Here is a 25,189-nt window from a genome sequence, read left to right as displayed (position 1 = left end):
GCACCACGACGTAGCGTGAGCGCATGAAGATCCTCATCAGCGCGGACATGGAGGGCGCCACCGGCGTCACCTGGCCCGCCGACGTGCTGCCGGGCACACCGCAGTGGGAGCGCTGCCGGTCGATGTTCACCTCCGACGTCGACGCCGCCGTGCGGGGCTTCTTCGACGGCGGCGCCGACGAGGTGCTGATCAACGAGGCGCACTGGAGCATGCGCAATCTGCTCCTGGAGCGGCTCGACGAGCGGGCCGAGATGCTCACCGGGCGGCACAAGTCGCTGTCCATGGTGGAGGGCGTGCAGCACGGCGACGTGGACGGCATCGCGTTCATCGGCTACCACGCGGGAGCCGGCATGGAGGGCGTCCTCGCGCACACCTACCTCGCCAACTCCATCACCGGAGTGTGGCTGAACGGCGAACGGGCCAGCGAGGGCCTGCTCAACGCGGCCGTCGTCGCCGAGTACGGGGTGCCGGTCGTCCTGGTCACCGGCGACGACGTGGCCTGCGAGGACGCCCTCGGCTACGCGCCGGGGGCGCTGAAGGTCGCGGTCAAGGACCATGTGTCGCGGTACGCGGCCGTGTGCCGCACACCCGCCAGGACGGCCGCCGACATCCGGGCCGCGGCGAAGGAGGCCGCCGCGCTGGCGGGCCGTCAGGAGCCGGTGGCGGCCGGCCCCTTCACCGTCGAGGTGGAGTTCGACGCGGAGCACCTGGCGATGGCCGTCACCGTGGTGCCGGGCGTGGTCCGCGCCGGCGAGCGGAAGGTGGCGTACACGAGCGGGACCATGCACGAGGGGATCCGCACCTTCAAGGCGGTCACCACGATCGCCTCGGCCGCGGTGGAGGAACAGTATGGTTGACGAACGTGCCCTGGACGAGGTCGTGACGTTCACCTCCGAACTCATCCGGATCGACACCACCAACAGGGGCGGGGGCGACTGCCGGGAGCGGCCCGCCGCCGAGTACGCGGCGGAGCGGCTCGCCGGGGCGGGCCTGGAGCCGCTGCTGCTGGAGCGCGCCCCCGGCCGGACCAACGTCGTCGCGCGCCTCGCGGGCACCGACCCGACGGCCGATGCGCTCCTCGTCCACGGTCACCTCGACGTCGTACCGGCCGAGGCCGCCGACTGGAGCGTGCACCCGTTCTCCGGCGAGGTGCGCGACGGGGTGGTCTGGGGCCGCGGCGCCGTCGACATGAAGAACATGGACGCGATGATCCTCGCCGTGGTGCGGGCCTGGGCACGGCAGGGCGTGCGGCCCCGGCGCGACATCGTGATCGCGTTCACCGCGGACGAGGAGGCCAGCGCCGAGGACGGTTCCGGGTTCCTCGCAGACCGGCACGCGGCGCTCTTCGAGGGCTGCACCGAGGGCATCAGCGAATCGGGCGCCTACACCGTCCACGACGGAGCCGGCCGGCAGCTCTACCCGATAGCCGCGGGAGAGCGCGGCACGGCCTGGCTGAAGCTCACCGCGCGCGGGCGGGCCGGGCACGGCTCCAAGGTCAACCGGGACAACGCGGTGACCCGCCTCGCCGCCGCCGTCACCCGCATCGGTGAGCACGAGTGGCCGCTGCGGCTCACCCCGACCGTCCGTGCGGCGCTCACCGAACTCGCCGCCCTGTACGGTGTCGACCCCGACCTGTCCGACGTGGACACGCTGCTCGCCAAACTGGGCCCGGCCGCGAAACTCGTCGAGCACACCCTCCGCAACAGCAGCAACCCGACGATGCTGGACGCCGGTTACAAGCTCAATGTGATACCCGGACAGGCCGTGGCACACATCGACGGACGGTTCCTGCCCGGTGGGGAGGACGAGTTCCGCGCCACCTTGGACCGGCTCACCGGGCCGGACGTGGACTGGGAGTTCGAGCACCGCGAGCCGGCCCTCGCGGCGCCGGTGGACTCGACGACGTTCGCACGGATGCGGGCCGCCGTGCAGGAGTTCGCGCCCGAGGGGCACCCCGTGCCGTACTGCATGTCCGGCGGCACGGACGCCAAGCAGTTCTCCCGCCTCGGCATCACCGGCTACGGGTTCGCCCCGCTGAAACTGCCGGAGGGCTTCGACTACCAGGCCCTCTTCCACGGAGTCGACGAGCGCGTCCCGGTCGAGGCGCTCCACTTCGGTGTCCGCGTTCTCGACCGGTTCCTGCGGACGGCCTGAGCGAATGGGGGAAACGGTGCAGACCCTGCCCTACGGCGAGTGGCCCTCGCCCATCGACGCGGCCACGACCGCGGCACACGACGGAAAGCCCGAGTTCGTGGGATTCGTCGGGGACGAGGTGTGGTGGACCGAGCCCCGGCCCGCCGAGGGCGGCCGGCGCACCCTGGTGCGCCGGCACAATGAGGGGGTGGAGCGCGAAGCGCTTCCTGATAAGGGTGGTGGTGGGCGACGGGCGGGCGGCACGGAGGTGTCCGTGCTGTCGGCGCCGTGGAACGTGCGCAGTCGGGTCGTCGAGTACGGCGGACGGCCCTGGGCCGGGTTCGTCCGGGACGACGACCCGCTCGTGGTGTTCGTGAACTTCGCCGACCAGCGCCTCCACCGCTGTGAACCCGGCGGCGAGCCGCGTCCGCTGACCCCTCTTTCCCCGGTGGGGCAGGGGCTGCGCTGGGCCGAGCCTACGCTGCTGCCGGACCGCGGCGAGGTGTGGTGCGTCCTGGAGGAGTTCACCGGCGACGGACCGAGCGAGGTGCGCCGCGTCCTGGCCGCCGTACCGCTGGACGGCTCGGCCGCCGAGGACCGCGGTGCCGTCCGTGAACTCACCGACGACCGGCACCGGTTCGTCACCGGTCCGCGCCTGTCGCCCGACGGGCGGCGCGTCGCCTGGCTGGCCTGGGACCATCCGCGCATGCCGTGGGACGGCACCGAACTGCGTCTCGCCGAGGTCGCGCCCGACGGCACCCTGCACAACGCCCGCACCGTGGCCGGCGGCCCCGGCGAGTCCATCGCCCAGGCCGACTGGACGCACGACGGCCGGCTGCTCCACACGAGCGACCGCACCGGTTGGTGGAACCTCTACCTCGACGGCGAACCGGTCTGCCCGCGCGAGGAGGAGTTCGGCGGACCGCTGTGGCAGCCGGGGTCGCGCTGGTTCGCCCCGCTGGAGAGCGGCCTGATCGCCGTCGTGCACGGCCGGGGCGCCACCGCGCTCGGCATACTCGACCCCGAGACGGGCGAGGTCGTCGACGCCGTCGGGCCCTGGACCGAGTTCGCGCCCACGCTCGCGGCGCACGGAGAGAGAGTCGTCGCCGTCGGCGCCGGACCCCGCAGTGCCCCCGAGGTGGTGGAACTGGACGCCCGCACCGGCAGGACCCGGGTGATCGGCGCCCCGCACAAGAACGCCGTGGACCCCGCCCACTACCCCGACCCGCAGGCCCGCACCTTCACCGGTCCGGGCGGCCGGGAGATCCACGCCCAGGTGTACCCGCCGCGCCACCCCGACTGCGTCGCGCCCGACGGCCAACTGCCGCCGTACGTGATCTGGGCGCACGGCGGGCCCACCGGCCGGGCCCCCCTCGTGCTCGACCTGGAGATCGCCTACTTCACCTCACGCGGCATCGGCGTCGTCGAGGTCAACTACGGCGGCTCCACCGGATACGGACGCGCCTACCGCGACCGGCTGCGCGAGCAGTGGGGCGTGGTCGACGTCGAGGACTGCGCGGCCGTCGCGCTCGCCCTCGCCGACGAGGGCACCGCCGACCGCGACCGGCTCGCCATCCGCGGCGGCAGCGCCGGCGGCTGGACCACGGCCGCCTCCCTCACCACGACCGACGTCTACGCCTGCGGCACCATCCGCTACCCGGTGCTCGACCTGACCGGCTGGGGCCCGGGGGAGACCCACGACCTCGAGTCCGAGTACCTCGAGAGCCTCATCGGCCCGCGCGCCGAGGTTCCCGAGCGGTACGCCGAACGCTCGCCCGCCGCGCACGCCGACCGGCTCACCGCCCCCTTCCTGCTGCTCCAGGGCCTGGACGACGTCATCTGCCCTCCCGTGCAGTGCGAGCGGTTCCTGGCCCGGCTGAAGGGCAGGAAGGTGCCGCACGCGTATCTCACCTTCGAGGGCGAGGGACACGGCTTCCGGCGCACGGACACCATGGTGCGCGCCCTGGAGGCGGAACTGTCGCTGTACGCCCAGGTGTTCGGCCTGACGGTGCGGGGAGTGCCGGTGCTGGAGCTCACCGAATGAGCAGGGTCGAGCCGTTGCTGCGGCCGCCCCGGCCCGGCCCCGGTTCCCGGGTGGCCGTCGTCGCGCCCAGCGGGCCCGTGCCGGAGGAGCGGCTCCAGGCCGGGCTGGACGTGCTGCGCGGCTGGGACCTCGACCCGGTGGTCGCCCCCCATGTCCTGGGCCGGCACCGCGACTTCGACTACCTCGCCGGCACGGACGCCGACCGGGCCGCCGACCTGCAGTCCGCCTGGTGCGACCCCGCCGTGGACGTGGTGATGTGCGCCCGGGGCGGCTACGGCGCGCAGCGCATGGTCGACCTGCTCGACTGGACGGCGATGCGGGCCGCCGGGCCGAAGGTGTTCGTAGGGTTCAGCGACATCACCGCCCTGCACGAGGCGTTCGCCACCCGGCTCGGCCTGGTCACCCTGCACGGGCCGATGGCGGCGGGCATCGACTTCGTCAAGAACGCACGCGCGCAGGACCACTTGAAGGCGACCCTCCTCGCCCCGGAGACCGTCCGCACCATCACCTCTCCCGACGGCACCGCGCTGGTCCCCGGGCGGGCGCGGGGCGTCACCCTCGGCGGCTGCCTCGCCCTGCTCGCCGCCGACCTCGGCACCCCGCACGCCAGAGGCTCCGCACGCGGCGGGCTGCTGTGCCTGGAGGACGTGGGGGAGGAGCCGTACCGGCTCGACCGGTACCTCACCCAACTCCTGCGCGCCGGATGGTTCGACGGGGTGTCGGGGCTGCTGCTCGGCTCCTGGGCGCAGTGCGAGCCGTACGAGACGGTGCGGGCCCTGCTCGCCGACCGGCTCGGCGGCCTGGGCGTGCCCGTGGCCGAGCGGTTCGGCTTCGGTCACTGCGACGGGGCGCTCACCGTCCCCTTCGGTGTCCCGGCCGAACTCGACGCGGAGGCGGGCACCCTGACACTCGACGAACCGGCACTGAGCTGATCCCGTCCGGCACCGGCACGGGCCCGCCCGGCGGGCCGGCACGCGGGCACGTCCGGCGTGCCCGGGGTAGGGTCGCACCGTGCCGCACACCGCCTCCCGTCACCTCGCCGAGGGCCCCCGCGTGGGGATACGGCACTTCACCCACGCGGACAGCGCGGAGTTCACCGCCCGCGCCCGGGAGAGCAGGGAACTGCACCGTCCCTGGCTGTTCCCGCCGGAGAACGCCGCGGCGTACTCCGCGTACGCGGAGCAACTGATCCGGGACCCCGCCAAGGCCGGTTTCCTGGTCTGTGAGAAGGCCGACGGCTCCATCGCCGGGTTCATCAACATCAACAACATCGTCCACGGCGCGTTCCAGAGCGGTGCCCTCGGCTACGGCGCGTTCGCGCACGCGGCGGGCCGCGGCCTGATGCACGAAGGGCTGGACCTCGTCGTACGGCACGCGTTCGGGCCGATGCGGCTGCACCGGCTGGAGATCAACGTGCAGCCCGCCAACGCAGCCTCCATCGCCCTGGCCCGCAGCTGCGGATTCCGCCTGGAGGGCTTCTCACCGGACATGCTCTTCATCGACGGGGCCTGGCGCGACCACGAACGCTGGGCGCTCACCCAGGAGATGCGCGGCCCCCGCTGACCGGCGGCCCGCCGCCGCCATCCCGCTCGGTGCGTCCCGCCCCTGTTCAGACGGGCGGCCGGCGGCTTCCATGGGTAACCGTGACGACGATCCGACGTGACGCGACGACCCTGCCCGCCGCACACCTGGGCCCGGACAACCCCCTGCCCGCCCTGCGGCCCCTCGACGAGGCACACCGCATCGAGGACCGCGACAAGGAGGACCTGCCGCGCGACATGGCCCGGCAGGTCGGCTACGCCCCCCTGCACAGCCTGCTGCCCGTACGGGTCCGCGACGGCTACGACCGGCACCGCCGGCCCCGCTCGCTGGACACCCTGGTGATCGAGAACGACCGACTGCGGGCCACCGTGCTGCCCGGCCTCGGCGGCCGGATCTCCTCGCTGTTCCACAAACCGACAGGCCGTGAACTCCTTTACCGCAACCCGGTGTTCCAGCCCGCCAACTTCGCCCTCAACGGTGCCTGGTTCTCCGGCGGCATCGAATGGAACATCGGCGCCACCGGCCACACCACCCTCTCCTGCGCACCCGTGCACGCCGCCCGCGTTCCCGCTCCCGACGGCGGGGAGATGCTGCGCCTGTGGGAGTGGGAACGGCTGCGCGACCTGCCCTTCCAGGTCGACCTGTGGCTGCCCCACGGCTCCGACTTCCTGTACGTCGGCGTCCGCGTCCGCAACCCGCACGAGCGGCCGGTGCCGACCTACTGGTGGTCCAACATCGCCGTCCCCGAGGAGTGCAGGGTCCTCGCCCCCGCCGAGGAGGCCTGGCAGTTCGGCTACGAGCGGCGACTGCGCCGGGTGCCGGTGCCCGAGTACGACGGCGTCGACCGCACGTACCCGCCGAACAGCACCTACGCCGCCGACTACTTCTACGAGGTGCCGGACGACCGCAGGCGCTGGATCGCCGCCCTGGACGCCGATGGCCACGGGCTGGTGCAGACGTCCACCGACGCACTGCGCGGCCGGAAGCTGTTCGTGTGGGGCCGGGGGCCCGGCGGACGGCGCTGGCAGGAGTGGCTCACCGAGCCGGGCACCGGCGGTTACTGCGAGATCCAGGCCGGGCTCGCCCGCACCCAGCTCGAACACGTCCGGCTGGAGGCCGACAGCGAGGTGACCTGGCTGGAGGCGTACGGGCCGCTCGACGCGCCGCCGTGGGCAGGACGGTGGCCCGATGTACTGCGTGAGACGGAGACCCGGCTGGAGGCGGCCCTGCCGCGCGCCGAGGTCGACGCGGCCCACGCGGCCTGGCTGCCGTACGCCGACGCCGAACCCGGCGAGAAGCTGGCCACCGGCTCCGGCTGGGGCGCGCTGGAGGTACTGCGCGCCGGCTGGAAGCTGCCCGGTACACCGTTCGACGCGAGCACACTGACCGAGGACCAGGAACCCTGGCTGCACCTGCTGCGGGCCGGCTCCCTCCCCGAGCCGCCCGGCAGCCGGCCGCCCGGCGGGACGCTGGTCGCCACCCACTGGCGGGACATGCTCGAGACGGCCCCCGCGACCCCCCTCACCGAATACCACCTCGGCGTCGCCCAGTGGCACGCCGGTGACCGGGCACAGGCGGTGCGCAGTTGGGAACGGGGCCTGCGGGACGCCCGGCCGACGCGCCGCTGGGCGACCCTGCGCTGCCTCGCCGTGGCCGACCAGGAGGACCGCAACCCCGAGCGCGCCGCCGACCGCTACGGGCAGGCCTTCGACGACCTGTGGAGCGCGGCCGGGGAGGCACCACGCCATGCCGGCGGCGGTGACGCCGAGCCGTGGGCGCCGGCCGTCGCCGCACTCGGGAGGGAGGCGACCGAGGCGCTGCTCGCCGTGGGGCGTACCGCCGACGCGCGGTCCGTGTGGCGGAGGCTGGACCCCGCGGTCCGGGCGGGCGGACGGCTGCGCCTGGTGGAGGCGGCGCTGCTGCTCGCCGAGGGCCTGCACGACGAGGCCCGCGCCGTGTTCGACGCGGGCTTCGAGGTCGCCGACCTGCGGGAGGGGGACGAGGTGATCGGACGGATGTGGCAGCGGCTCACCACGCAGCCGTTGCCCCAGCGGTACGACTTCCGGATGCGCCCCGCACCGTGACCGCGTGACTCAGACGGTGGCGCGGCGGTCCGCGTACTCGTAGACCGCCCCGTCCGGGTGCCGTGCGATGAGGTTGCGGCCCACCGGGGTGGGGAGCGGGCCCGCGACGATGTCCGCGCCCATCTCCGCGAGTACCCGACCGGCCTCCTCGACGTCCTGCACCGCGATGGTCGCCGCCACCTTGCGCAGCACGTCCAGTTCGGCCGCGGGACCGCTCATCAGCAGGAAACAGCCGACCGCTGCCACGTGGACACCGGCCCGCTCGAAGCGGAGCGCCTTGCCTCCCGCCAGCCGCTCGTAGAAGGGGATGGCGGTCTCGATGTCGTCGACGCAGACGCGCAGCGTGGCACCCAGTATCTCCATGGGACGAGCCTAGGGCCTGCCCTTTGGATCACGCCGGACTTCCGGGGGCCGGAAAGCGCCGGAGGCGCGGGGGCGCGGGCCGGTGGACGTTTGGCGGCCGCGGCGGGGGAAACGCGGAAGTCTCCCGAGCCATGCGACGACAGCGCTGGAGGCGAACCGTGAGTCGACCCCGCATCGTGATCATCGGTGCCGGCTTCGCCGGATACCGCACGGCCCGTACCCTGTCGCGGCTCGCCCGGGGAAGGGCCGAGATCACCCTGCTGAATCCGACCGACTACTTTCTGTATCTGCCCCTGCTGCCCCAGGTCGCCGCCGGCATCCTGGAACCGCGCCGCGTCACCGTCTCCCTCTCCGGCACGCTGCCGCACGTACGGCTGGTGCTGGGCGAGGCCGACGGCATCGACCTCGACCAGCGGACCGTGCGCTACACCGACCCCGAGGGGGAGCACGGCACCCTCTCCTACGACCGGCTGGTGCTGGCCGCCGGCAGTGTCAACAAGCTGCTGCCGATCCCCGGCGTCGCCGAGCACGCCCACGGCTTCCGCGGTCTGCCCGAGGCGCTGTATCTGCGCGACCACGTGACCCGGCAGGTGGAACTCGCGGCCGCCACCGACGACCCCGCGAGCTGCGCCGCCCGGTGCACCTTCGTCGTGGTCGGCGCCGGTTACACCGGAACCGAAGTCGCCGCGCACGGAAAGCTGTTCAGCGACGCGCAGGTGCACAAGCACCCCCTGCGGACGGGCATGCGACCGCGCTGGCTGTTGCTGGACATCGCCGACCGCGTCCTGCCCGAACTCGACGAACGGCTCTCCTCCACCGCCGACCGGGTGCTGCGCGAACGGGGTGTGGAAGTACGGATGGGGACCTCCGTGAAGGAGGCCACGCACGACGGAGTGCTGCTGACCGACGGCGAGTTCGTCGACACGCGGACGCTGGTGTGGTGCGTGGGCGTGCGGCCCGATCCGCTCGCCGAGTCGCTGGGACTGTCCATGGAACGCGGGCGGCTGCTGGTGGACCCGCACCTGCGGGTGCCGGGGCGGCCCGAGGTGTTCGCCTGCGGCGACGCGGCGGCGGTGCCCGATCTGGAGAAGCCCGGCCAGTACACCCCGATGACCGCGCAGCACGCCTGGCGGCAGGGCAAGGTCTGCGCGCACAACATCGCCGCCTCCCTCGGCGACGGCCGGTCGCGCGCCTACCGCCACCGCGACCTGGGGTTCGTGGTGGACCTGGGCGGCGTCAAGGCGGCGGCCAACCCGCTCGGCGTCAATCTGTCCGGACCGGCGGCCGGAGCGGTCGCCCGTGGCTACCACCTCGCGGCGCTGCCCGGCAACCGGGTGCGTGTCGCCGCCGACTGGCTGCTGGACGCCGTACTGCCGCGTCAGGCGGTGCAGTTGGGGCTCGTACGGTCCTGGTCGGTGCCGCTGGACACGGCGTCCCCGGAACTCGCCCGGGTGCCGTCCGGCCCGGAGCGGAAGCGGTCCGGCGGCGAGACCGCCGAGCCGGCGAAGAAGCAGCCCGGAGGTGAGCCTGCGAAGAAGCAGCCCGGCCCCCGGCCGCCCGCCGGCTCCCACGCCTCCCCCGGCCCCGTCAAGCGCACCGACTGCCCAGCCGACCCCGCCGATCCCCGTGATCCGGCCGAAGGAGACTCATGAAAACCGGTGAACTCGTGGAGCTCGGACAGCAGTTGCGAGTGGACAGTGTCCGCGCGGCAGCCGCCGCGGGCTCCGGGCACCCCACGTCCTCGATGTCCGCGGCCGACCTGACGGCCGTCCTGCTGGCGCGCCACTTCCGCTACGACTTCGACCACCCCGACCACCCGGGCAACGACCGTTTCGTCCTCTCCAAGGGACACGCCTCGCCCCTGATGTACGCGGCCTTCAAGGCGGCCGGGGCCATCGACGACGAGGAACTGCTCACCTTCCGCAAGCTCGGCAGCCGCCTCGAAGGGCATCCCACGCCCAGGCGGCTGCCCTGGGTCGAGACGGCCACCGGGTCGCTCGGCCAGGGACTGCCGGTCGGCGTCGGTATCGCACTGGCCGGGAAGCGGCTCGACCGGTCCGGCTACCGGGTGTGGGTGCTGTGCGGGGACAGCGAACTGGCGGAGGGCTCCGTGTGGGAGGCCGCCGAGCACGCCGGGTACGAGAACCTCGACAACCTCACCGCCGTCGTGGACGTCAACCGGCTCGGCCAGCGCGGCCCCACCCGGCACGGTCACGACCTCGACGCCTACGCCCGCCGCTTCGCGGCCTTCGGCTGGCACACGGTGGAGGTGGACGGCCACGACGTCGACGCCGTCGACCGCGCCTACGGCGAGGCGGCCTCCACCAAGGGGCAGCCGACCGTGATCCTCGCCCGCACCCTCAAGGGCAAGGGCGTCGCGGCCGTCCAGGACCGTGAGGGCCTGCACGGCAAACCGCTGCCCGAGGCCGACGAGGCGATCGCCGAACTCGGCGGCCCGCGCGACCTGCGCCTGAGGGTGCGGGAGCCGGCCGACGCCCGCACGCTGCACGCCGTGCACACCGGACAGGCCGAACCGCCCCGGTGGGACAGGGGCGAGGAGGTGGCGACGCGCAACGCCTTCGGTGAGGCGCTGGCCGCCCTCGGCACCGTGCGCGGCGACATCGTGGCCCTGGACGGCGAGGTCGGCGACTCCACACGTGCGGAGTTCTTCGCCAAGGAGCACCCCGAACGCTACGTCGAGTGCTACATCGCCGAGCAGCAGATGGTCGCCGCGGCGGTCGGCGTGGCGACCCGCGGCTGGGTGCCGTACGCGACCACGTTCGCCGCCTTCCTCACCCGCGCCCACGACTTCATCCGCATGGCGTCGATCAGCGGTTCCGGCATCAACCTGGTCGGCTCGCACGCCGGTGTCGCCATCGGTCAGGACGGGCCCAGCCAGATGGGTCTCGAGGACCTGGCGATGATGCGGGCGGTGCACGGCTCGACCGTGCTGTACCCCTGCGACGCCAACCAGACCGCACGCCTGGTCACTGCCATGGCGGACCTCGACGGCATCCGCTACCTGCGCACCTCGCGCGGCGAGGGCCCCGTCCTCTACGGCCCCGACGAGGAGTTCCCCGTCGGCGGCAGCAAGGTGCTGCGGTCCTCGGCCGAGGACCGGCTGACCCTGCTCGCGGCGGGCGTCACGGTGCCCGAGGCCCTGGCCGCAGCGGACGCCCTGGCGGGCGAGGGCATCGCGGTACGGGTGATCGACCTGTACTCGGTCAAGCCCGTCGACCGGGACACGCTGCGCCGGGCGGCGGAGGAGACCGGCTGCCTGGTGACGGTGGAGGACCACCACCCGGAGGGCGGGCTCGGGGACGCGGTCCTCGACGCCTTCACCGATGGGCGACCCGTCCCGCGCCTGGTGCGGCTCGCCGTCCGCGACATGCCGGGATCGGCCTCCCCCGAGGAGCAGTTGCACGCCGCCGGCATCGACGCCGAGTCGATCGCGGCGGCCGGGCGGCTGCTGGTGGGGGAGGCGATCGTGCCGTGAACGACGCGGTGAAGGAGACGATCACGCCGTGAGCGACGACGGGGCGCGAACGGTACGGGCCGGCCGCCGCACCGTGCGGATCCGCCGGCCGGGGAAGGTGCTCTTCCCCGGCGGTGAGGGCGCCGAGGAGTACACCAAGGGCGACCTCGTCGACTACCACCGGGCCGTCGCCCCGTTCATGCTGCCGCACCTGCGGGGCCGCCCGCTGATGCTGGACCGGCGCCCGGACGGTCTCGACGGGCCCACGTTCATGCAGAAGAACACCCCCGAGAGCTACCCGGAATGGATCACCCGCGTCGAGGTGGCCAAGGAGGGTGGCACGGTGTGCCACACCGTGTGCGACGACACGGCGACCCTGCTGTACCTCGTCGACCAGGCGAGCATCACATTCCACCGCTGGCTGTCCCGCGCCGCCCCGATCGACCGGATCGACCGTCCGGACCGGCTGGTCTTCGACCTCGACCCCGCCGAGGACGATTTCGAGACGGTGCGGGAGGCGGCGCGGCTGCTGGGGGGACTGCTGGACGAGCTGAAGCTGCCCACGGCGCTGATGACCACCGGCTCCCGGGGCCTCCATGTGATCGTGCCGCTGAACGGTGGCGACGACTTCGACGACGTGCGCGCCTTCGCCCGCGAGGTCGCCGACACCCTCGCCGACGCCCACCCCGACCGGCTCACCACCGCCGCGCGCAAGAAGGAGCGCGGCGACCGGCTCTACCTGGACGTGCAGCGCAACGCCTACGCGCAGACCGCGGTCGCACCCGGCACCGTCCGGGCCCTGCCCGGCGCCCCCGTAGCGGCCCCCGTCTCCTGGGACCAGCTGGACGACCCGGGGCTGCACGCCCGCCGCTGGACCGTCGCCGACGCCGTCGAACAGCTGCGGACCGACCCCTGGGCCGGACTGCCGCGCCGGGGCCGCGCCCTGGGGCCGGCCCGCCGGCGGCTGGACGCGCTGCGGGGCTGACCGGCCCGGCCGGACGACCAGGCACGGAGCGTGGCTGGGGCAACCGGGTGAGCCCCGGGAGGTTTGACGAAGGGACTTATGGCCACACGGAGGAGGAGGTGCCCATGGCGAACGCAAGAAACACCGAAGACTCCAAGGGTTCACAGGAACCACGGGATGCTCACGCATCCCGCAAGTCCACGGAAAACGCCAGAGCGAACAAGCGGCCGAGCCCGATGGAGGTACTGCGCCAGGCGCGCGGACAGCTCGCGGAGCTCACCGGTATGGAAGCCGAGTCCGTGTCGTCCTTCGAGCAGACGGAGGAGGGCTGGGCGCTGGAGGTCGAGGTCCTCGAGCTCGAGCGCGTACCCGACACGATGAGCCTGATGGCGAGTTACCAGGTGGAGCTCGATCCCGACGGACAGCTCATCGGTTACCGGCGTGTTCGCCGCTACGAGCGAGGACGGTCCGACGCGCGCAGGTCCGGCGGCCGGTAGGCCGCCCGCCCGGACCCGCTCCCACACTCACAGAAAGGAAGGAACAGCCGGCATGACAGTCGTACCGACACAACAGTCCGGCGGCGGAGGCGGCAGCAGCGGCCTCTACGACGTGCTTGAGCTCGTTCTGGACAGAGGGCTCGTCATCGATGCGTTCGTGCGCGTGTCCCTGGTCGGCATCGAGATACTCAAGATCGACGTCCGCATCGTCGTCGCCAGCGTCGACACCTACCTGCGCTTCGCCGAGGCGTGCAACCGGCTCGACCTGGAGGCCGGGCCCCGCAAGAGCCCGGGCCTGCCCGACGTGGTCGGCCAGGTCACCGAGTCCGGCGCCCGCGGCAAGTCCAAGGGGGCGCTGTCCGGCGCCGCCGAGACCATCTCCGACGCCTTCCAGCAGGCACGCGACGAGGGTTCCGAGCGTGAGACACAGTCCCGTCCGCGAGCCCGCAAGAGCACCTCGTCGCGTCGGAGGGAGGAGCAGGAGTGAGCACCTACGTCTACGGCATCACGGCGAGTTCGCACCCCGGCCTCCTCGAAGGCATGGGCGGTGTGGGCGACCCGGCGCGTCCGGTGCGCATCGTGAAGGAGGGCGAGCTGGCGGCCGTCGTCAGTGACGCCCCCGAGGACCTGCGCCCCAAACGCAGGGAACTGCTCGCCCACCAGAACGTGCTCGCCGAGGTCGGCGCGGCCGGCTGTGTGCTGCCGATGCGGTTCGGCAGCGTCGCCCCCGACGACGACTCCGTCACCGCCGTGCTCGCCGAGCGTGCCGAGCACTACCAGGAGCGCCTGCGGGCGCTGGACGGCCGAGTCGAGTACAACGTCAAGGCCAATCATGACGAGGAAGCCGTACTCCACCACGTGATGGCCGGCAATCCGGAGATCCGCGCTCTCGCGGAGGCCAACCGGCAGGCCGACGGCGGAAGTTACGACGACAAGATCCGCCTCGGCGAGATGGTCGCCGATGCGGTCAGGGCCCAGGAGGCCGAGGACGGCGTCGCCGTGCAACGCGCCCTGGAACCGGCGGCCGACGCCGTGAGCGTGGGTCCCGAGTCCACGGGCTGGCTGGCCAACGTCTCCTTCCTGGTGCCGCGCGACGCGGCCGGGGACTTCATGGCCGCCGTGGACCGCGTCCGCGAGGACATGCCGCACCTGGAGGTGCGGCTCAACGGCCCGCTGCCCCCGTACAGCTTCGTGGAGCCCGGCCCGGCCGAACCGGCGAGCGCCACGGCGGGTGGGGCGGACGCCGGAATGGGGTGACGACATGGGCCTGATCTCGGAAGTGCTGCTGCTGCCGCTGGCCCCGGCGCGCGGCAGCGGATGGGTCATCCAACAGGTGCTGCGCGAGGCGGAGCGCATCTACTACGACCCCGCCGCGATCCGTGCCGAACTGGCGCAGCTCGAGGAGCAGTTGGAGGCCGGAGAGATCACCGAGGAGGAGTTCGACCGGCAGGAGGACGAACTCCTCGACCGATTGGAGACCGCGATGCGCACCAGCGCCACAGGGGACGGGACGGCACCACAATGAATCGGACAGCACTCGGCCTTGCGATAGGGGCCGGATACCTCCTCGGGCGGACGAAGAAGCTGAAGATGGCGGTCGCCGTCGGCGGGCTGGTGGCCGGCAAGAAGCTGAACCTCGGGCCGCGGATGATCACGGACCTGGTGTCCACGCAGCTGCAGAAAAACCCGCAGTTCAAGGAGCTCGGGGATCAGCTGCGCGGCGATCTGCGAGGTGCCGGCAAGGCGGCCTCCGGGGCACTCGTCGAGCGGCAACTCGACTCCCTCGCCGACAAGCTGCACGATCGTACCACCGAGATGCGCGAGCAGCTGACCGGTTCGGGCCGCCCGGACCGCGAGGCCGGGGACGGCGAGGAAACCGAGGACGCCACGGACAAGGAACCGGACGACGAGGAGCCGGAACCGGCACCCGAGCGGCCGGCGAAGAAGGCCTCGTCGAAGAGGGCTCCGTCGAAGGAGGCCGCCAAGAAGGCATCCGCGAAGAAGGCACCGGCCAGGAAGGCCGCTCCGGCGAAGAAGACGGCCGGCAAGAAGACCGCGGCCGCGCGGACGACCTCCTCCCGGGGTACCCGCACCTCGAAGGGAGGCGGTGAGCGATGACCGAGACACTCGGATCGGCCACTTCTGCCGCGCGTGACAAAGTGGGCGAGGGCACGAAGAACCCGCTTGCCGACCTGGCCCACAGCGAGGCAGCCGACCGCCTCAAGGCGGAGCTGCAGGACTACCTCGCGGCCCAGGCCACCCGCCTGCTGACGGGTGTCGGCCGCAAGCTGGGCGAGACGACCGGCAAACTCACCGACATCGCCGAGGGCAACAGTCCGGGTTTCGCCAAGCTCGCACTCGACGGCGGCCGCAAACTCGCCGAGGGCAAGGGCCCCCTGCGCAGCGCCATCGAACTGGGAGCCTCGCGGGCCAAGGACAACGTGATGGGTGCCCTGAAGGGGCTGGGCGGCGGCGGCAAGGGCAAGCGCAAGCGCTCCGCGGGCAAGAAGCCCACCGTCATCATGGAGCACATTGATGTCGGTGTCCCGCTGCGCACGGCCTACGACCAGTGGACCCAGTACCAGGACTTCAGCACCTTCGCCAAGGGCGTCAAGAGCGCCAACAAGTCCGACGACACCACCTCGGACTGGCAGGTCAAGGTTCTGTGGTCCAACCGCAGCTGGAAGGCGAAGACCATCCAGCAGGTGGCCGACGACCGCATCTCCTGGTCCTCCGAGGGAGCCAAGGGCACGACGAAGGGCGTCGTCTCGTTCCACCCCCTCGGCGACAACCTCACCCGGATCCTGCTGGTCATCGAGTACTACCCCACGGGTTTCTTCGAGAAGACCGGCAACATCTGGCGCGCCCAGGGCCGCCGGGCCCGGCTCGACCTGAAGAACTTCGCCCGCTTCATCACGTTCAAGGGCGAGGCCGAGGACAGTTGGCGCGGCGAGATCCAGGAAGGCGAGGTCGTCCGCAGCCACGAGGACGCCGTCGCCGAGGAGGAGGAGGAAGAGTCGCCGCCCGGGGACGAGGAGCCGGAGGGCGAGTACGACGCCGAGGGCGCCGAGGGCGCCGAGGACGACGAAGAGGCCGAGGAACCGGCCGAGGAACCGGCCGAGGCCGAGGACGAGGACGCCTACGAGGAAGAGGGCGAGGACGAAGGCGAGGGCGAGTACGAGGAAGAGGAGGAGGAAGAGGACGAAGGCGAAGGCGAAGGCGAGTACGAGCCTGAGGACGAGCCCGAGTACGCCCAGGACGGGAGCCGCCGATGACGACACCCCGCCGGCTCCCCGAGCCCTATGGCCAGGGCGGCGGCGCCAATCTCGCCGACATCCTTGAGCGGGTGCTCGACAAGGGCATCGTCATCGCGGGCGACATCCGCATCAACCTGCTCGACATCGAACTGCTCACCATCAAGCTGCGGCTCGTCATCGCCTCCGTCGACAAGGCGAAGGAGATGGGGATCGACTGGTGGGAGACCGACCCGGCGCTGTCCTCCCGCGCCCGTCGCTCCGAACTGGCCAGGGAGAACGCCGAGCTGCGTGAGCGGCTGGCCGCACTGGAGGGCGACCGTCCGTTGGAGGCCGGCCGTCAGCGGGAGACGGACCGTCCGTTGGAGGCCGGACGCCAGCGGGAGGCTGACCGTCCACAGGAGGAGGCCCCGTGACCGGACTGCGGTACGTCTACGCCATATGCCGTCCTTTCGGCACACCGCTCCAGGCACAGCTGACCGGTGTGGCGGGTGATCCGCCCCGGCTGCTGACCCATCACGGCCTGGTGGCCGTCGTCAGCCATGTGCCGGAGGCGGACTTCGCCGAGGAGCCCTTCCACGCGCATCTGGAGGACCTCGACTGGCTGACCACGGTCGCCCGCGCCCACCAGGGCGTCATCGACGCGCTCACCACCGTCACCACGCCGCTGCCGCTGCGGCTCGGCACCGTGTTCCGCGACGACAGCGGCGTACGGACGATGATGGAGGCGCGCGAGGAGGGCTTCCTGCGGACGCTGGACCGGTTGGACGGCCGGGTGGAGTGGGGCGTGAAGGTTTTCATCGAGGCGGAACGGCCGGCGGACACCGCCGCACCGCCTGCGCAGAAGCCCGTGTCGGGCCGGGACTACCTGCGCCAACGGCGCATGGCGACGAAATCGTACGACGACCTGTGGCAGCAGGCCGAGACCTTTTCGACCCGGCTGCACGAGACGCTTTCCGGCTGCGCCGAGGACTCCCGGCTGCACGCCCCGCAGAATCCCACGCTCTCCGGTGCGTCGGGTCGCAATGTGCTGAACGCGGCCTACCTCGTACCGCGAGCGGAATCCGAGAAATTCGTGGAAAGGGTGGAACGGACGAAGGACGGGACACCCGGGATACGCGTCGAACTCACCGGCCCCTGGGCGGCCTATTCCTTCGCCGGGGAAGAATCCGCCGGAGAGGGATCCACCGGGGAGGAATCGGCCGCGGGGGAGGGGGCATGACCGTCGTCGAGCGCCGGGAGATAGCCCTGGTGGACCTGCTCGACCGGCTCCTGGCCGGCGGCGTGGTCATCACCGGGGACATCACGCTGCGCATCGCGGACGTCGATCTGGTCCGTATCGACCTCAACGCGCTCATCAGCTCGGTGAACGCGAACGTCCCGTCGCCCTTCGAGGAGTCGCGTTGACGGCCGCCCCCGACGACCGTCACGGCGAGCCGCACGAAGGCCGGCGAGAGGGGCGCGGCCGGCGCAACCGGCTCGACCTGGAGCCGGACACGGTCGAACGCGACCTGGTCAAACTGGTGCTCACCGTCGTGGAACTGCTGCGCCAGCTCATGGAGCGCCAAGCGGTGCGCCGGTTCGACGAGGGAGACCTGACGGAGGAGCAGGAGGAGCGCATCGGACTCACCCTGATGCTGCTCGAGGAGCGGATGACGGAACTGCGTGAGCGGTACGGACTGCGGCCCGAGGACCTGAACCTGGACCTCGGGCCGCTCGGACCGCTGCTGCCGCGGGACTGATTCCCCGGCCGCCCGGTGACGGGAGGTTCCCGTCACCGGGCCGTTCGCCGTCTCACCACTTGTACCAGCGGCCCCTGCCGCCGCTCGCCGATGTGCTGCGCATGAAGAATCCCAGCAGCCACACGACGAGAACCGCCAACGCGATCCACCAGAGCGCCTTCACCGCGAAACCGGCGCCGAAAAGAATCACGGCCAGAAGCAGAACGAGAAGAATGGGAACCATAGTGTCAACCTCCTGTCGTTCTGGTTGCCCGGAATTCTCGTTTCAGGCTTCCTTTCGGCAGAGAATTTCTCCGTGCAGCACGCTGAACCAGCCGTCCTCCCGCGCGCCCCATTCCCGCCACGCCGCGGAGACCTCCCGCAACTGCCCGCCGGTGGCGTGACCCTCCTCGACGGCCCGCTCGGCGTAGGCCGACGCCACGGTGCGGTCCGCCCACAGGCCGCTCCACCAGGCCCTCTCCCCGGCCGTCGAGAAGGTCCAGGTCGCCGAGGTCGCCGTGATGTCGGTGAAGCCCGCGGCGAGCGCCCAGGACTTCAGCCGGCGCCCGGCGTCCGGCTCGCCCCCGTTGGCCCGGGCCACCCGCCGGTACAGGTCCAGCCAGTCGTCCATGCCCGGGGACGGGGGATACCAGGTCATCGCCGCGTAGTCCGAGTCCCGGACGGCGACGTGGCCCCCCGGCCTGGTCACCCGGCGCATCTCGCGCAGCGCCCGGACCGGGTCGCCCACGTGCTGGAGCACCTGGTGGGCGTGGACGACGCAGAAGGTGTCGTCCGGGAAGTCCAGTGCGTGCACGTCGCCCGTCGCGAAGGTGGTGTTGGTCAGTCCCCGTTCTCCGGCCACTGCCCGTGCCTGCTCGAGGATCCCCGGCTCCCGGTCGAGACCGGTGACGTGCCCGTCCGGGACCAGCGCCGCCAGGTCGGCGGTGATGGTCCCGGGCCCGCACCCGATGTCCAGGATCCGCATGTGCGGCTCGAGCACCCCGAGGAGGTACCCTGCCGAGTTCTCGGCGGTCCGCCACGTGTGCGACCGCAGTACCGACTCGTGGTGCCCGTGGGTGTAGACGGCGGTCTCCCGCGTTTCCGGCATGCCCGGCCCACCCCTTCCGCTGTCCGTAGGAGGCCCTTCACGCTACGCGCTCCGGCCGTATGGCGAGACCCGCGTATCGCATGATGGACGTCGTCGCGTGGAAAACCCGTTTGCCGCCTGTGCCGACGACCCCGCACAATCCCCACCATGGGTCACCTGGAAGCAGCGCATCTGGAGTACTACCTCCCCGACGGGAGGGCCCTTTTGGGCGATGTGTCCTTCCGGGTCGGCGAGGGTGCGGTCATGGCCCTGGTGGGCCCCAACGGGGCGGGCAAGACGACCCTGCTCCGCCTCCTCTCCGGCGAGCTGAAGCCGCACGGCGGATCCGTCACCGTCACCGGCGGCCTCGGCGTCATGCGCCAGTTCGTGGGCTCCGTACGGGACGGAACGACCGTGCGCGACCTCCTCGTCTCCGTCGCCGCGCCCCGCATCCGCGAGGCGGCCCGCACCGTCGACGAGGCCGAGCACGCGCTGCACGTCGCCGGGGACGAGAGCGCCCAGCTGAGGTACGCACAGGCTCTCGCCGACTGGGCCGAGGCACGCGGCTACGAGGCCGAGACGCTGTGGGACATGTGCACGACGGCCGCACTCGGCATCCCGTACGACAAGGCGGAGCGGCGCCAGGTGCGCACCCTCTCCGGCGGTGAGCAGAAACGTCTGGTCCTCGAAGCGCTGCTGCGCGGCACCGACCAGGTCCTGCTTCTCGACGAGCCCGACAACTACCTCGACGTCCCCGGCAAGCGCTGGCTCGAGGAACGACTCGAACAGACCCGCAAGACCGTGCTCCTCGTCTCCCACGACCGCGAACTCCTCGCCCGCGCCGCCCGGCGCATCGTGTCCCTCGAACCGAGCCCCACCGGCGCGGACGCCTGGGTGCACGGCGGCGGCTTCGCCACGTACCACGACGCACGCCGTGAACGCTTCGCCCGCTTCGAGGAGTTGCGCAGACGCTGGGACGAGAAGCACGCCCAGCTCAAGAAGCTCGTCCTCAACCTGCGCCAGGCGGCGGCGAACAGCCCCGACATGGCCTCCCGCTACCAGGCCGCCCAGACCCGGCTGCGCAAGTTCGAGGAGGCGGGGCCCCCACCGGAGCCGCCGCGCGAGCAGAACATCACCATGCGCCTGAAGGGCGGCCGCACCGGAGTACGCGCGGTCACCTGCGAACAGCTCGAACTCACCGGCCTGATGAAGCCCTTCGACCTGGAGGTGTTCTACGGCGAACGGGTCGCGGTGCTCGGCTCCAACGGCTCCGGCAAGTCGCACTTCCTGCGCCTGCTCGCCGGGGACGACGTGACGCACACGGGCGACTGGCGGCTCGGCGCCCGCGTCGTCCCCGGACACTTCGCGCAGACCCACGCGCACCCCGAGCTGGAGGGTCGCACACTCCTGGACGTCCTGTGGAAGGAGCACGCCCAGGACCGGGGCGCCGCCATGTCCCGGCTGCGCCGCTACGAACTGACGGGTCAGGCCGAGCAGTCCTTCGACCGTCTCTCCGGTGGTCAGCAGGCCCGGTTCCAGATCCTGCTGCTGGAGCTCCAGGGGGTCACGGCGCTGCTGCTCGACGAGCCGACCGACAACCTGGACCTGGAGTCGGCGGAGGCGTTGCAGGAGGGCTTGGAGGCGTTCGAGGGCACGGTGCTGGCCGTCACGCACGACCGCTGGTTCGCCCGCTCCTTCGACCGCTACCTGGTCTTCGGCGGCGACGGCAGGGTCCGGGAGACCCCGGAACCCGTGTGGGACGAGCGTCGCGTGGAACGGGCCCGGTAGCGGCCCGCCGCCGTACCTCCGGTCCCCGTACCTCCGGTCCCCGTACCTCCGGGCCCCGGAGGTACGGGGACCGGGATGTTCGTAGAGTGGGTGCAGGGACGCGGGACCCGTGGCCTCCCCGGGCGGGTGTCCGGACCGCAGGCACGCCTACGACGAGCGGGGCATCACGATGACCGGAGTCGAGCCGAACCGCCTGGACGATCAGCAGCTCATGAAGGAGCTGGAGAACATCCATCGCACGCGTCATGACACGCTGCTGTACGGCTCCAACGACGCGCTGCGGGTCCACAACGACCGTATGGCGCAGCTGGAGGGCGAGTACCTCCGCCGCCATCCGCGCCGCCCGGTGGCGGCGGGCCGCACCCGCGAGGGGGCCCGGGAGCGGAGCGGCGCGGACAGGGCGACACCCGCGAACCCGGGCGCCTGAGGGACCCGGTGAGGAGCCGGGACCCGCGGGGCGCGGGTCCCGGCTCCTTCGGGTCGTTCAGGCCGCTTCCGCGGCGAACACCTTCAGGTACGTCTCGCAGAACGCCTTGAGGTCGTCCGGCTTGCGGCTGGTGACCAGCTTGGCGGACTCGTGGTCGCAGATCTTCACCTGCTCGTCGACCCAGGTGGCACCGGCGTTACGGAGATCGGTCCGCAGGCTCGGCCAGCTGGTCAGCTCCCTTCCGCGGACCACGTCCGCCTCGATGAGGGTCCAGGGCGCGTGACAGATCGCGGCGACGGGCCGCCCCTGTGCGAAGAAGTCCCGGACGAACGCGACGGCCTTCTCGTCCGTGCGCAGCAGGTCCGGGTTGGCCACCCCGCCCGGCAGCACCAGCCCGCCGAAGGAGTCGGCGGACGTGTCGCCGACGACCTCCTGCACCGGGAAGGTGTCCGCCTTGTCGAGATGGTTGAACGCCTGGATCTCGCCCGGGCGGGTCGACACGAGCACGGGTTCGTGACCGGCGCCGACGGCCGCCTCCCACGGCTCGGTCAGCTCGACCTGCTCGGCGCCTTCGGGTGCGACGAGGAATGCGATACGCATGGGGGACTACATCCTTTCGTGCAATGCGTGCAATTCGCGCAACGCATGCAATTCGCGCAAGACGTTCGGCTTCATGGTCGGGTGCATCCGGATCGACCGGTTACGGGCTGCCTGCTTCCCGGGGCCGCGTCAGTGCCTCGGCCAGCTCCTGGACGCTGTTGTAGCGTGCCTGTCGCGGCAGCCGGCCCAGTGCCTCGACGAGGGTGTCGGGCGCGTGCCGCCGGTCCAGGGTGCGCATCAGCTCGCGCGGGCCCGCGGGGAACGACCCCCGGCTCAGGAGCCTGGCCAGCTCCAGCCGCACCGACTCCAGTGACGTCGGTCCACGGTTCGGCGTCACCGGGCCGTGCGCGACCGCGGGGTCGTCCTCGGCGAACGGCTCCGGGTCGTTCCACTCCTCGGTCCGGGTGGGGTGCCCTGACCTGAGCAGACCCTGCAGTTCGTGCTTCATCTCGTCGTCGCGGTGAACGCTCAGCCGGTCACTGCCTCGCTGCATGTCTCTCTCCAGATGGTTCGGGGTCTGCACCGCGTACCCGGCCGGCGGACACCGACACGGGGTTCGGCGGACGGATCGTCACCGTCGGGTGCCGGGCGCCGCCGGGTTTGTCCCGCGGACGACGGGGGACCCGGTTCCCTCACCCCCCGCGCCTCCTGCGAAAGGACCGGCCATGGCGGTGCTCGCCGTGCTCATTCCGATACTCATGCTCGGCGTACTGCTGATGCTGGGCCGCTACGAGGACCTCGTGCTGCCCGGTGTGCAGGAACAGGATCCCGACGGTCTCCCCGCGCCTCACGGCAGGGGCGTCGCCGGCAGCCGTTGACCGACCGGCCGGGCCCGGGGACGCCGGGTGCCGGTCCTTCCCCCGTCCGGGTGCACCCGTCCCCCCGACGGCGGCGGACCGCGCGCGGTGCCGCGGTCGGCGGGCTGGGATGGGTGCGGGGCGCGACGTCTGCGAACGGGACCGCCGTGCCCGGCCGTCGCCCGAAGGAGCCCGCACCATGCGCCGCACCGTCCGCGCCCTGTCCCTCGCCGCCGTCTCCGGCACCGTCCTCGGCGCGCTCGCACCGGCCGTGTTCGCGGATCCGTCCGCGGATCCGTTTGCCGAGGTCAGTCCGGGCAGGCCGGCCCCGGGTGGCACCGTCACCGTCTCGGTCCTCTGCGACCCGGCCGGCGACCGCCCGCCGGAGACCCTCGAGGCGACCTCGGAAGCCTTCGACAAGGGCGTCGTCGAACTGAAGAAGGTGACCGGCTCCGACGACAAGGAGTCCGGCCCGGCCTACCGGGGCACCGCGAACATCCGGGGCGCCGGGGGTGCCGGGGGCCCGGGCGGCGACCCGGTGGACGAGGCCGACCCGTCCGACGAACCCGTTCCGCTGGAGGAGACCGACTCCCCGGGCGAGGCCGACCCCTCGGAGGAGGTCGACCCCTCGGAGAAGGCCGACCCGCTCTACGACATCGATCCGCTCTCCGCGGTCGACGGGCCCGACCCCGCCGGCGAGGACTCCGCGCGGACCGTCGAGGGCACATGTCCTGCCGCGCCCGGGAAGAAGGGCAAGCCGTGGAGTGCCGCCTTCACCGTCGCCCGCCACTCCGGCGGTTCCGACGCCCCCTCCCCCTCCCCCTCCCCCTTTCCCTCGACCTCGTCCTCGACCTCGCACTGCCCCGAACGCGAGCGCGCCCAGTGCGGAAGCACGGCGGTCCCGGGCGGTGTCCACGCCGGCACGGGCGGCGGGTTCAACGACTCCGTTCCCGCCCTGGCCGCGGGCGGCCTGCTGATCGCGGGCGCGTTCGGCGCCGCCGCCCACCGGCTGTACCGCGACAGGACCGCGCGTACGGGCCGCTGATGTTCCCCGAGCGGCCCGCGGCCGTCCGCTAGGAGTGGCACCGTGGGTACTGACCAGGGTGACCGACTCGGGTGACCCCCGTGGGCACGCCGGGGCACCAGACACTGCGCGGAGGTGCGTATGCGGCGGACGGACTCCGGAGGGCACGGCCCCGTTCGCTTCGGACCGGCACTGCCCGAGGACGGGCTGCCCGCCCTGCCCGAACTCTCCGCCGTCCTCGCCGCCGCCGCGTCCCGAGGGGAGGCCGAGCCGGTCGGCGGCGGCCCCGCCCTGCTGGACGCCGCGTGCGGCCACGGCGACCGGCGCGGTCTGCCCGCCGACCCCGACCGGGTGGCCGTCGCCCCCGGCGCGCCCGCCCTCCTCATGGCGCTCACCGCTGCCGTCGGCGGGGACGTACTGGTGCCCCGCCCCTGCGCCGCCTGGTGGGCCCCCGAGGCCCGGCTGCTCGGCCGCCCCGCCTTCCACGTGCCGACGCCCCCCGAGAGCGGCGGCGTCCCCGATCCGTACGCCCTGCTGGAGACCGTGCGGCGGGTGCGCGCCGAGGGCGGTGACCCGCGTCTGCTGGTGCTCTCCGTCGCCGACGACCCCACCGCCACCGTCGCCCCGCCCGAACTGCTGCACGAGACCGTCGAGGCCGCCGTCGCCGAGGGACTGCACCTGGTCAGCGACGAGACCTGGCGGGACACCCTGCACGCACCGCACGAGGCCGTGCTGCTCAGCCCCGCCGAGATGCTGCCCGAACACGTCACCGTGGTCACCGACCTGGCGGGCGCCCTGCTCCCGTCCGGCTGGCCCGCCGCGATCGGCCGCTTCCCGGCGGGCGCGGACGGTGGCGCGCTCCACGCGCGGGTGCTCGACGTACTGACCGCGCTCGACGCGCGGGTGGCCGCCCCGGTCGCCGTCGCGGTGGCCTACGCGCTGGCCGAGCCGGAACCGGTCACCGCGCGGACGGCCGCCGCCGTACGCCTGCACGCCCGGGTGGCCGCCGCCGCGCGGGACGCGGTCGTCGCCGCGGGAGCCCTGGCCCGCCCCCCGCAGGCCGGACGGCACCTCTACGTCGACCTCACACCGCTGGCCCCCGCACTCACCGCGCACGGCGTCGGCGACGCCCAGGAACTGGAGGACTTCCTCACCGGGCGGCTCGGCATGCCCGCGCCGGGCGGCCACCGCTTCGGCGACGATCTCGAGGCACCGCGCGTACGGCTGTCCACCGCGCCCCTGCTCGGCGACACCGCCGAGCGGCGGGCGGAAAGCCTCGCCTCGTCCGCACCGCTGGAACTTCCGCACGTGCGGCGCGCGTTGAACCACCTGAGGGCGGTCTTCGACGACCTCCGCGAGGAAGTTCGGCGATGAGAGCCCCCTCGCAGG

At 72.6% G+C, this 25,189-nt stretch carries 29 protein-coding genes; 24 read left to right on the top strand and 5 right to left on the bottom strand.

Annotated elements, in window-relative coordinates; all coding sequences use genetic code 11:
• Positions 1–23 precede the first annotated feature (23 nt).
• The 6 genes from JL475_RS09945 to JL475_RS09920 all read left to right on the top strand — a co-directional run bounded on the left by JL475_RS09945 (position 24) and on the right by JL475_RS09920 (position 7,803).
• Positions 24–857, top strand: coding sequence for a M55 family metallopeptidase (locus JL475_RS09945; protein ID WP_202277081.1), 834 nt, complete (start codon positions 24–26; stop codon positions 855–857).
• Entirely contained in the window at positions 850–2,154 is a 1,305-nt protein-coding gene (locus JL475_RS09940; protein WP_202277080.1) for a M20/M25/M40 family metallo-hydrolase, read from the top strand. Before JL475_RS09945 ends, JL475_RS09940 begins: the two co-directional genes overlap by 8 nt.
• A 4-nt stretch (positions 2,155–2,158) precedes the next feature.
• Positions 2,159–4,177 carry a prolyl oligopeptidase family serine peptidase gene (locus JL475_RS09935; protein ID WP_202277079.1) on the top strand — a complete coding sequence of 673 codons (2,019 nt, stop codon included), beginning with the start codon at positions 2,159–2,161 and terminating at the stop codon, positions 4,175–4,177.
• Entirely contained in the window at positions 4,174–5,109 is a 936-nt protein-coding gene (locus tag JL475_RS09930; RefSeq protein ID WP_202277078.1) for an LD-carboxypeptidase, read from the top strand. Before JL475_RS09935 ends, JL475_RS09930 begins: the two co-directional genes overlap by 4 nt.
• A gap of 79 nt (positions 5,110–5,188) precedes the next feature.
• Positions 5,189–5,740: a GNAT family N-acetyltransferase gene (locus JL475_RS09925; protein WP_202277077.1), complete on the top strand. Its 552-nt coding sequence runs from the start codon at positions 5,189–5,191 to the stop codon at positions 5,738–5,740.
• Positions 5,741–5,820: 80 nt separating this feature from the next.
• Entirely contained in the window at positions 5,821–7,803 is a 1,983-nt protein-coding gene (locus tag JL475_RS09920; protein ID WP_202277076.1) for a DUF5107 domain-containing protein, read from the top strand.
• A gap of 9 nt (positions 7,804–7,812) precedes the next feature.
• Here the strand turns inward: JL475_RS09920 and JL475_RS09915 are convergent, their stop codons facing one another.
• The gene (locus JL475_RS09915; RefSeq protein WP_109376302.1) at positions 7,813–8,166 is read right to left on the bottom strand and encodes a VOC family protein; all 354 of its coding nucleotides are present in this window, start codon (positions 8,164–8,166) and stop codon (positions 7,813–7,815) included.
• A 158-nt stretch (positions 8,167–8,324) separates the two neighbouring features.
• Here JL475_RS09915 and JL475_RS09910 point away from each other — a divergent pair, with 158 nt between their 5' ends.
• From JL475_RS09910 to JL475_RS09850, 13 genes are all read left to right on the top strand, one after another.
• Positions 8,325–9,818 (top strand): FAD-dependent oxidoreductase, encoded by a 1,494-nt coding sequence (locus tag JL475_RS09910; protein ID WP_202277075.1) that lies wholly within the window; start codon positions 8,325–8,327, stop codon positions 9,816–9,818.
• Positions 9,815–11,662, top strand: coding sequence for a transketolase (locus JL475_RS09905; protein ID WP_202277074.1), 1,848 nt, complete (start codon positions 9,815–9,817; stop codon positions 11,660–11,662). Before JL475_RS09910 ends, JL475_RS09905 begins: the two co-directional genes overlap by 4 nt.
• Positions 11,663–11,690: 28 nt before the next feature.
• Positions 11,691–12,626 carry a non-homologous end-joining DNA ligase gene (ligD, locus tag JL475_RS09900; protein WP_202277073.1) on the top strand — a complete coding sequence of 312 codons (936 nt, stop codon included), beginning with the start codon at positions 11,691–11,693 and terminating at the stop codon, positions 12,624–12,626.
• A gap of 104 nt (positions 12,627–12,730) precedes the next feature.
• Entirely contained in the window at positions 12,731–13,102 is a 372-nt protein-coding gene (locus JL475_RS09895) for a gas vesicle protein (protein ID WP_202277072.1), read from the top strand.
• 52 nt (positions 13,103–13,154) lie between these two features.
• Positions 13,155–13,589: a gas vesicle structural protein GvpA gene (locus tag JL475_RS09890; protein WP_202277071.1), complete on the top strand. Its 435-nt coding sequence runs from the start codon at positions 13,155–13,157 to the stop codon at positions 13,587–13,589.
• On the top strand, positions 13,586–14,359 hold the full coding sequence (locus tag JL475_RS09885) for a GvpL/GvpF family gas vesicle protein (RefSeq protein WP_202277070.1): 774 nt from the start codon (positions 13,586–13,588) through the stop codon (positions 14,357–14,359). Before JL475_RS09890 ends, JL475_RS09885 begins: the two co-directional genes overlap by 4 nt.
• Before the next feature lie 4 nt (positions 14,360–14,363).
• Complete coding sequence (locus JL475_RS09880; RefSeq protein WP_202277069.1) at positions 14,364–14,627, top strand: gas vesicle protein GvpG; 264 nt, start codon at positions 14,364–14,366, stop codon at positions 14,625–14,627.
• Entirely contained in the window at positions 14,624–15,220 is a 597-nt protein-coding gene (locus JL475_RS09875; RefSeq protein WP_202277068.1) for a DNA primase, read from the top strand. Before JL475_RS09880 ends, JL475_RS09875 begins: the two co-directional genes overlap by 4 nt.
• Entirely contained in the window at positions 15,217–16,377 is a 1,161-nt protein-coding gene (locus tag JL475_RS09870; RefSeq protein ID WP_202277067.1) for an SRPBCC family protein, read from the top strand. The genes JL475_RS09875 and JL475_RS09870 overlap by 4 nt, the downstream gene beginning before the upstream one ends.
• Positions 16,374–16,772 (top strand): gas vesicle protein, encoded by a 399-nt coding sequence (locus tag JL475_RS09865; protein WP_202277066.1) that lies wholly within the window; start codon positions 16,374–16,376, stop codon positions 16,770–16,772. The genes JL475_RS09870 and JL475_RS09865 overlap by 4 nt, the downstream gene beginning before the upstream one ends.
• Positions 16,769–17,578, top strand: coding sequence for a GvpL/GvpF family gas vesicle protein (locus tag JL475_RS09860; protein ID WP_202277065.1), 810 nt, complete (start codon positions 16,769–16,771; stop codon positions 17,576–17,578). The genes JL475_RS09865 and JL475_RS09860 overlap by 4 nt, the downstream gene beginning before the upstream one ends.
• Positions 17,575–17,763 carry a gas vesicle protein gene (locus tag JL475_RS09855; RefSeq protein ID WP_055570463.1) on the top strand — a complete coding sequence of 63 codons (189 nt, stop codon included), beginning with the start codon at positions 17,575–17,577 and terminating at the stop codon, positions 17,761–17,763. Before JL475_RS09860 ends, JL475_RS09855 begins: the two co-directional genes overlap by 4 nt.
• Positions 17,764–17,840: 77 nt before the next feature.
• Positions 17,841–18,098: a gas vesicle protein K gene (locus JL475_RS09850; protein WP_202277194.1), complete on the top strand. Its 258-nt coding sequence runs from the start codon at positions 17,841–17,843 to the stop codon at positions 18,096–18,098.
• A 52-nt stretch (positions 18,099–18,150) separates the two neighbouring features.
• On the opposite strand, the gene JL475_RS09845 is transcribed toward JL475_RS09850, so the two are convergent.
• Positions 18,151–18,321, bottom strand: coding sequence for a hydrophobic protein (locus tag JL475_RS09845; RefSeq protein WP_202277064.1), 171 nt, complete (start codon positions 18,319–18,321; stop codon positions 18,151–18,153).
• Positions 18,322–18,363: 42 nt separating this feature from the next.
• Positions 18,364–19,185 carry a methyltransferase domain-containing protein gene (locus tag JL475_RS09840; protein WP_202277063.1) on the bottom strand — a complete coding sequence of 274 codons (822 nt, stop codon included), beginning with the start codon at positions 19,183–19,185 and terminating at the stop codon, positions 18,364–18,366.
• Between the two features lie 147 nt (positions 19,186–19,332).
• On the opposite strand from JL475_RS09840, the gene JL475_RS09835 reads away from it, so the two are divergent.
• Both JL475_RS09835 and JL475_RS09830 read left to right on the top strand, forming a co-directional pair.
• Positions 19,333–20,952: an ABC-F family ATP-binding cassette domain-containing protein gene (locus JL475_RS09835; RefSeq protein ID WP_202277062.1), complete on the top strand. Its 1,620-nt coding sequence runs from the start codon at positions 19,333–19,335 to the stop codon at positions 20,950–20,952.
• 169 nt (positions 20,953–21,121) lie between these two features.
• Complete coding sequence (locus JL475_RS09830; protein WP_202277192.1) at positions 21,122–21,379, top strand: DUF6158 family protein; 258 nt, start codon at positions 21,122–21,124, stop codon at positions 21,377–21,379.
• 57 nt (positions 21,380–21,436) lie between these two features.
• Here JL475_RS09830 and JL475_RS09825 read toward each other — a convergent pair whose 3' ends face one another.
• A complete protein-coding gene (locus tag JL475_RS09825; protein WP_202277061.1) occupies positions 21,437–21,979 on the bottom strand; it encodes a type 1 glutamine amidotransferase domain-containing protein in 543 nt (180 codons plus the stop codon).
• A gap of 100 nt (positions 21,980–22,079) precedes the next feature.
• The gene (locus JL475_RS09820) at positions 22,080–22,472 is read right to left on the bottom strand and encodes a DUF2795 domain-containing protein (RefSeq protein WP_202277060.1); all 393 of its coding nucleotides are present in this window, start codon (positions 22,470–22,472) and stop codon (positions 22,080–22,082) included.
• A gap of 172 nt (positions 22,473–22,644) precedes the next feature.
• Here JL475_RS09820 and JL475_RS09815 point away from each other — a divergent pair, with 172 nt between their 5' ends.
• The 3 genes from JL475_RS09815 to JL475_RS09805 all read left to right on the top strand — a co-directional run bounded on the left by JL475_RS09815 (position 22,645) and on the right by JL475_RS09805 (position 25,174).
• Positions 22,645–22,797, top strand: coding sequence for a hypothetical protein (locus JL475_RS09815; protein ID WP_202277059.1), 153 nt, complete (start codon positions 22,645–22,647; stop codon positions 22,795–22,797).
• 178 nt (positions 22,798–22,975) lie between these two features.
• Positions 22,976–23,821: a hypothetical protein gene (locus JL475_RS09810; protein ID WP_202277058.1), complete on the top strand. Its 846-nt coding sequence runs from the start codon at positions 22,976–22,978 to the stop codon at positions 23,819–23,821.
• Positions 23,822–23,941: 120 nt separating this feature from the next.
• Positions 23,942–25,174 (top strand): aminotransferase class I/II-fold pyridoxal phosphate-dependent enzyme, encoded by a 1,233-nt coding sequence (locus JL475_RS09805; RefSeq protein WP_202277057.1) that lies wholly within the window; start codon positions 23,942–23,944, stop codon positions 25,172–25,174.
• Positions 25,175–25,189 lie beyond the last annotated feature (15 nt).

Origin of the sequence: Streptomyces sp. M2CJ-2 (genome assembly GCF_016757295.1) — a bacterium.
In the GTDB taxonomy this organism is placed as follows: Bacteria; Actinomycetota; Actinomycetes; order Streptomycetales; family Streptomycetaceae; genus Streptomyces.
Note: the sequence above shows the minus strand (reverse complement) of the source record. Positions and strands in the feature narration are given on the sequence as shown.

Excerpts from the sequence above, each read along its gene's own strand:
- JL475_RS09945 (WP_202277081.1), top strand. The coding sequence starts at position 24 with ATGAAGATCCTCATCAGCGCGGACATGGAGGGCGCCACCGGCGTCACC.
- JL475_RS09940 (WP_202277080.1), top strand. The coding sequence starts at position 850 with ATGGTTGACGAACGTGCCCTGGACGAGGTCGTGACGTTCACCTCCGAA.
- JL475_RS09935 (WP_202277079.1), top strand. The coding sequence starts at position 2,159 with ATGGGGGAAACGGTGCAGACCCTGCCCTACGGCGAGTGGCCCTCGCCC.
- JL475_RS09930 (WP_202277078.1), top strand. The coding sequence starts at position 4,174 with ATGAGCAGGGTCGAGCCGTTGCTGCGGCCGCCCCGGCCCGGCCCCGGT.
- JL475_RS09915 (WP_109376302.1), bottom strand. The coding sequence starts at position 8,166 with ATGGAGATACTGGGTGCCACGCTGCGCGTCTGCGTCGACGACATCGAG.
- JL475_RS09905 (WP_202277074.1), top strand. The coding sequence starts at position 9,815 with ATGAAAACCGGTGAACTCGTGGAGCTCGGACAGCAGTTGCGAGTGGAC.
- JL475_RS09895 (WP_202277072.1), top strand. The coding sequence starts at position 12,731 with ATGGCGAACGCAAGAAACACCGAAGACTCCAAGGGTTCACAGGAACCA.
- JL475_RS09890 (WP_202277071.1), top strand. The coding sequence starts at position 13,155 with ATGACAGTCGTACCGACACAACAGTCCGGCGGCGGAGGCGGCAGCAGC.
- JL475_RS09880 (WP_202277069.1), top strand. The coding sequence starts at position 14,364 with ATGGGCCTGATCTCGGAAGTGCTGCTGCTGCCGCTGGCCCCGGCGCGC.
- JL475_RS09875 (WP_202277068.1), top strand. The coding sequence starts at position 14,624 with ATGAATCGGACAGCACTCGGCCTTGCGATAGGGGCCGGATACCTCCTC.
- JL475_RS09870 (WP_202277067.1), top strand. The coding sequence starts at position 15,217 with ATGACCGAGACACTCGGATCGGCCACTTCTGCCGCGCGTGACAAAGTG.
- JL475_RS09865 (WP_202277066.1), top strand. The coding sequence starts at position 16,374 with ATGACGACACCCCGCCGGCTCCCCGAGCCCTATGGCCAGGGCGGCGGC.
- JL475_RS09855 (WP_055570463.1), top strand. The coding sequence starts at position 17,575 with ATGACCGTCGTCGAGCGCCGGGAGATAGCCCTGGTGGACCTGCTCGAC.
- JL475_RS09845 (WP_202277064.1), bottom strand. The coding sequence starts at position 18,321 with ATGGTTCCCATTCTTCTCGTTCTGCTTCTGGCCGTGATTCTTTTCGGC.
- JL475_RS09840 (WP_202277063.1), bottom strand. The coding sequence starts at position 19,185 with ATGCCGGAAACGCGGGAGACCGCCGTCTACACCCACGGGCACCACGAG.
- JL475_RS09835 (WP_202277062.1), top strand. The coding sequence starts at position 19,333 with ATGGGTCACCTGGAAGCAGCGCATCTGGAGTACTACCTCCCCGACGGG.
- JL475_RS09830 (WP_202277192.1), top strand. The coding sequence starts at position 21,122 with ATGACCGGAGTCGAGCCGAACCGCCTGGACGATCAGCAGCTCATGAAG.
- JL475_RS09825 (WP_202277061.1), bottom strand. The coding sequence starts at position 21,979 with ATGCGTATCGCATTCCTCGTCGCACCCGAAGGCGCCGAGCAGGTCGAG.
- JL475_RS09820 (WP_202277060.1), bottom strand. The coding sequence starts at position 22,472 with ATGCAGCGAGGCAGTGACCGGCTGAGCGTTCACCGCGACGACGAGATG.
- JL475_RS09815 (WP_202277059.1), top strand. The coding sequence starts at position 22,645 with ATGGCGGTGCTCGCCGTGCTCATTCCGATACTCATGCTCGGCGTACTG.
- JL475_RS09810 (WP_202277058.1), top strand. The coding sequence starts at position 22,976 with ATGCGCCGCACCGTCCGCGCCCTGTCCCTCGCCGCCGTCTCCGGCACC.
- JL475_RS09805 (WP_202277057.1), top strand. The coding sequence starts at position 23,942 with ATGCGGCGGACGGACTCCGGAGGGCACGGCCCCGTTCGCTTCGGACCG.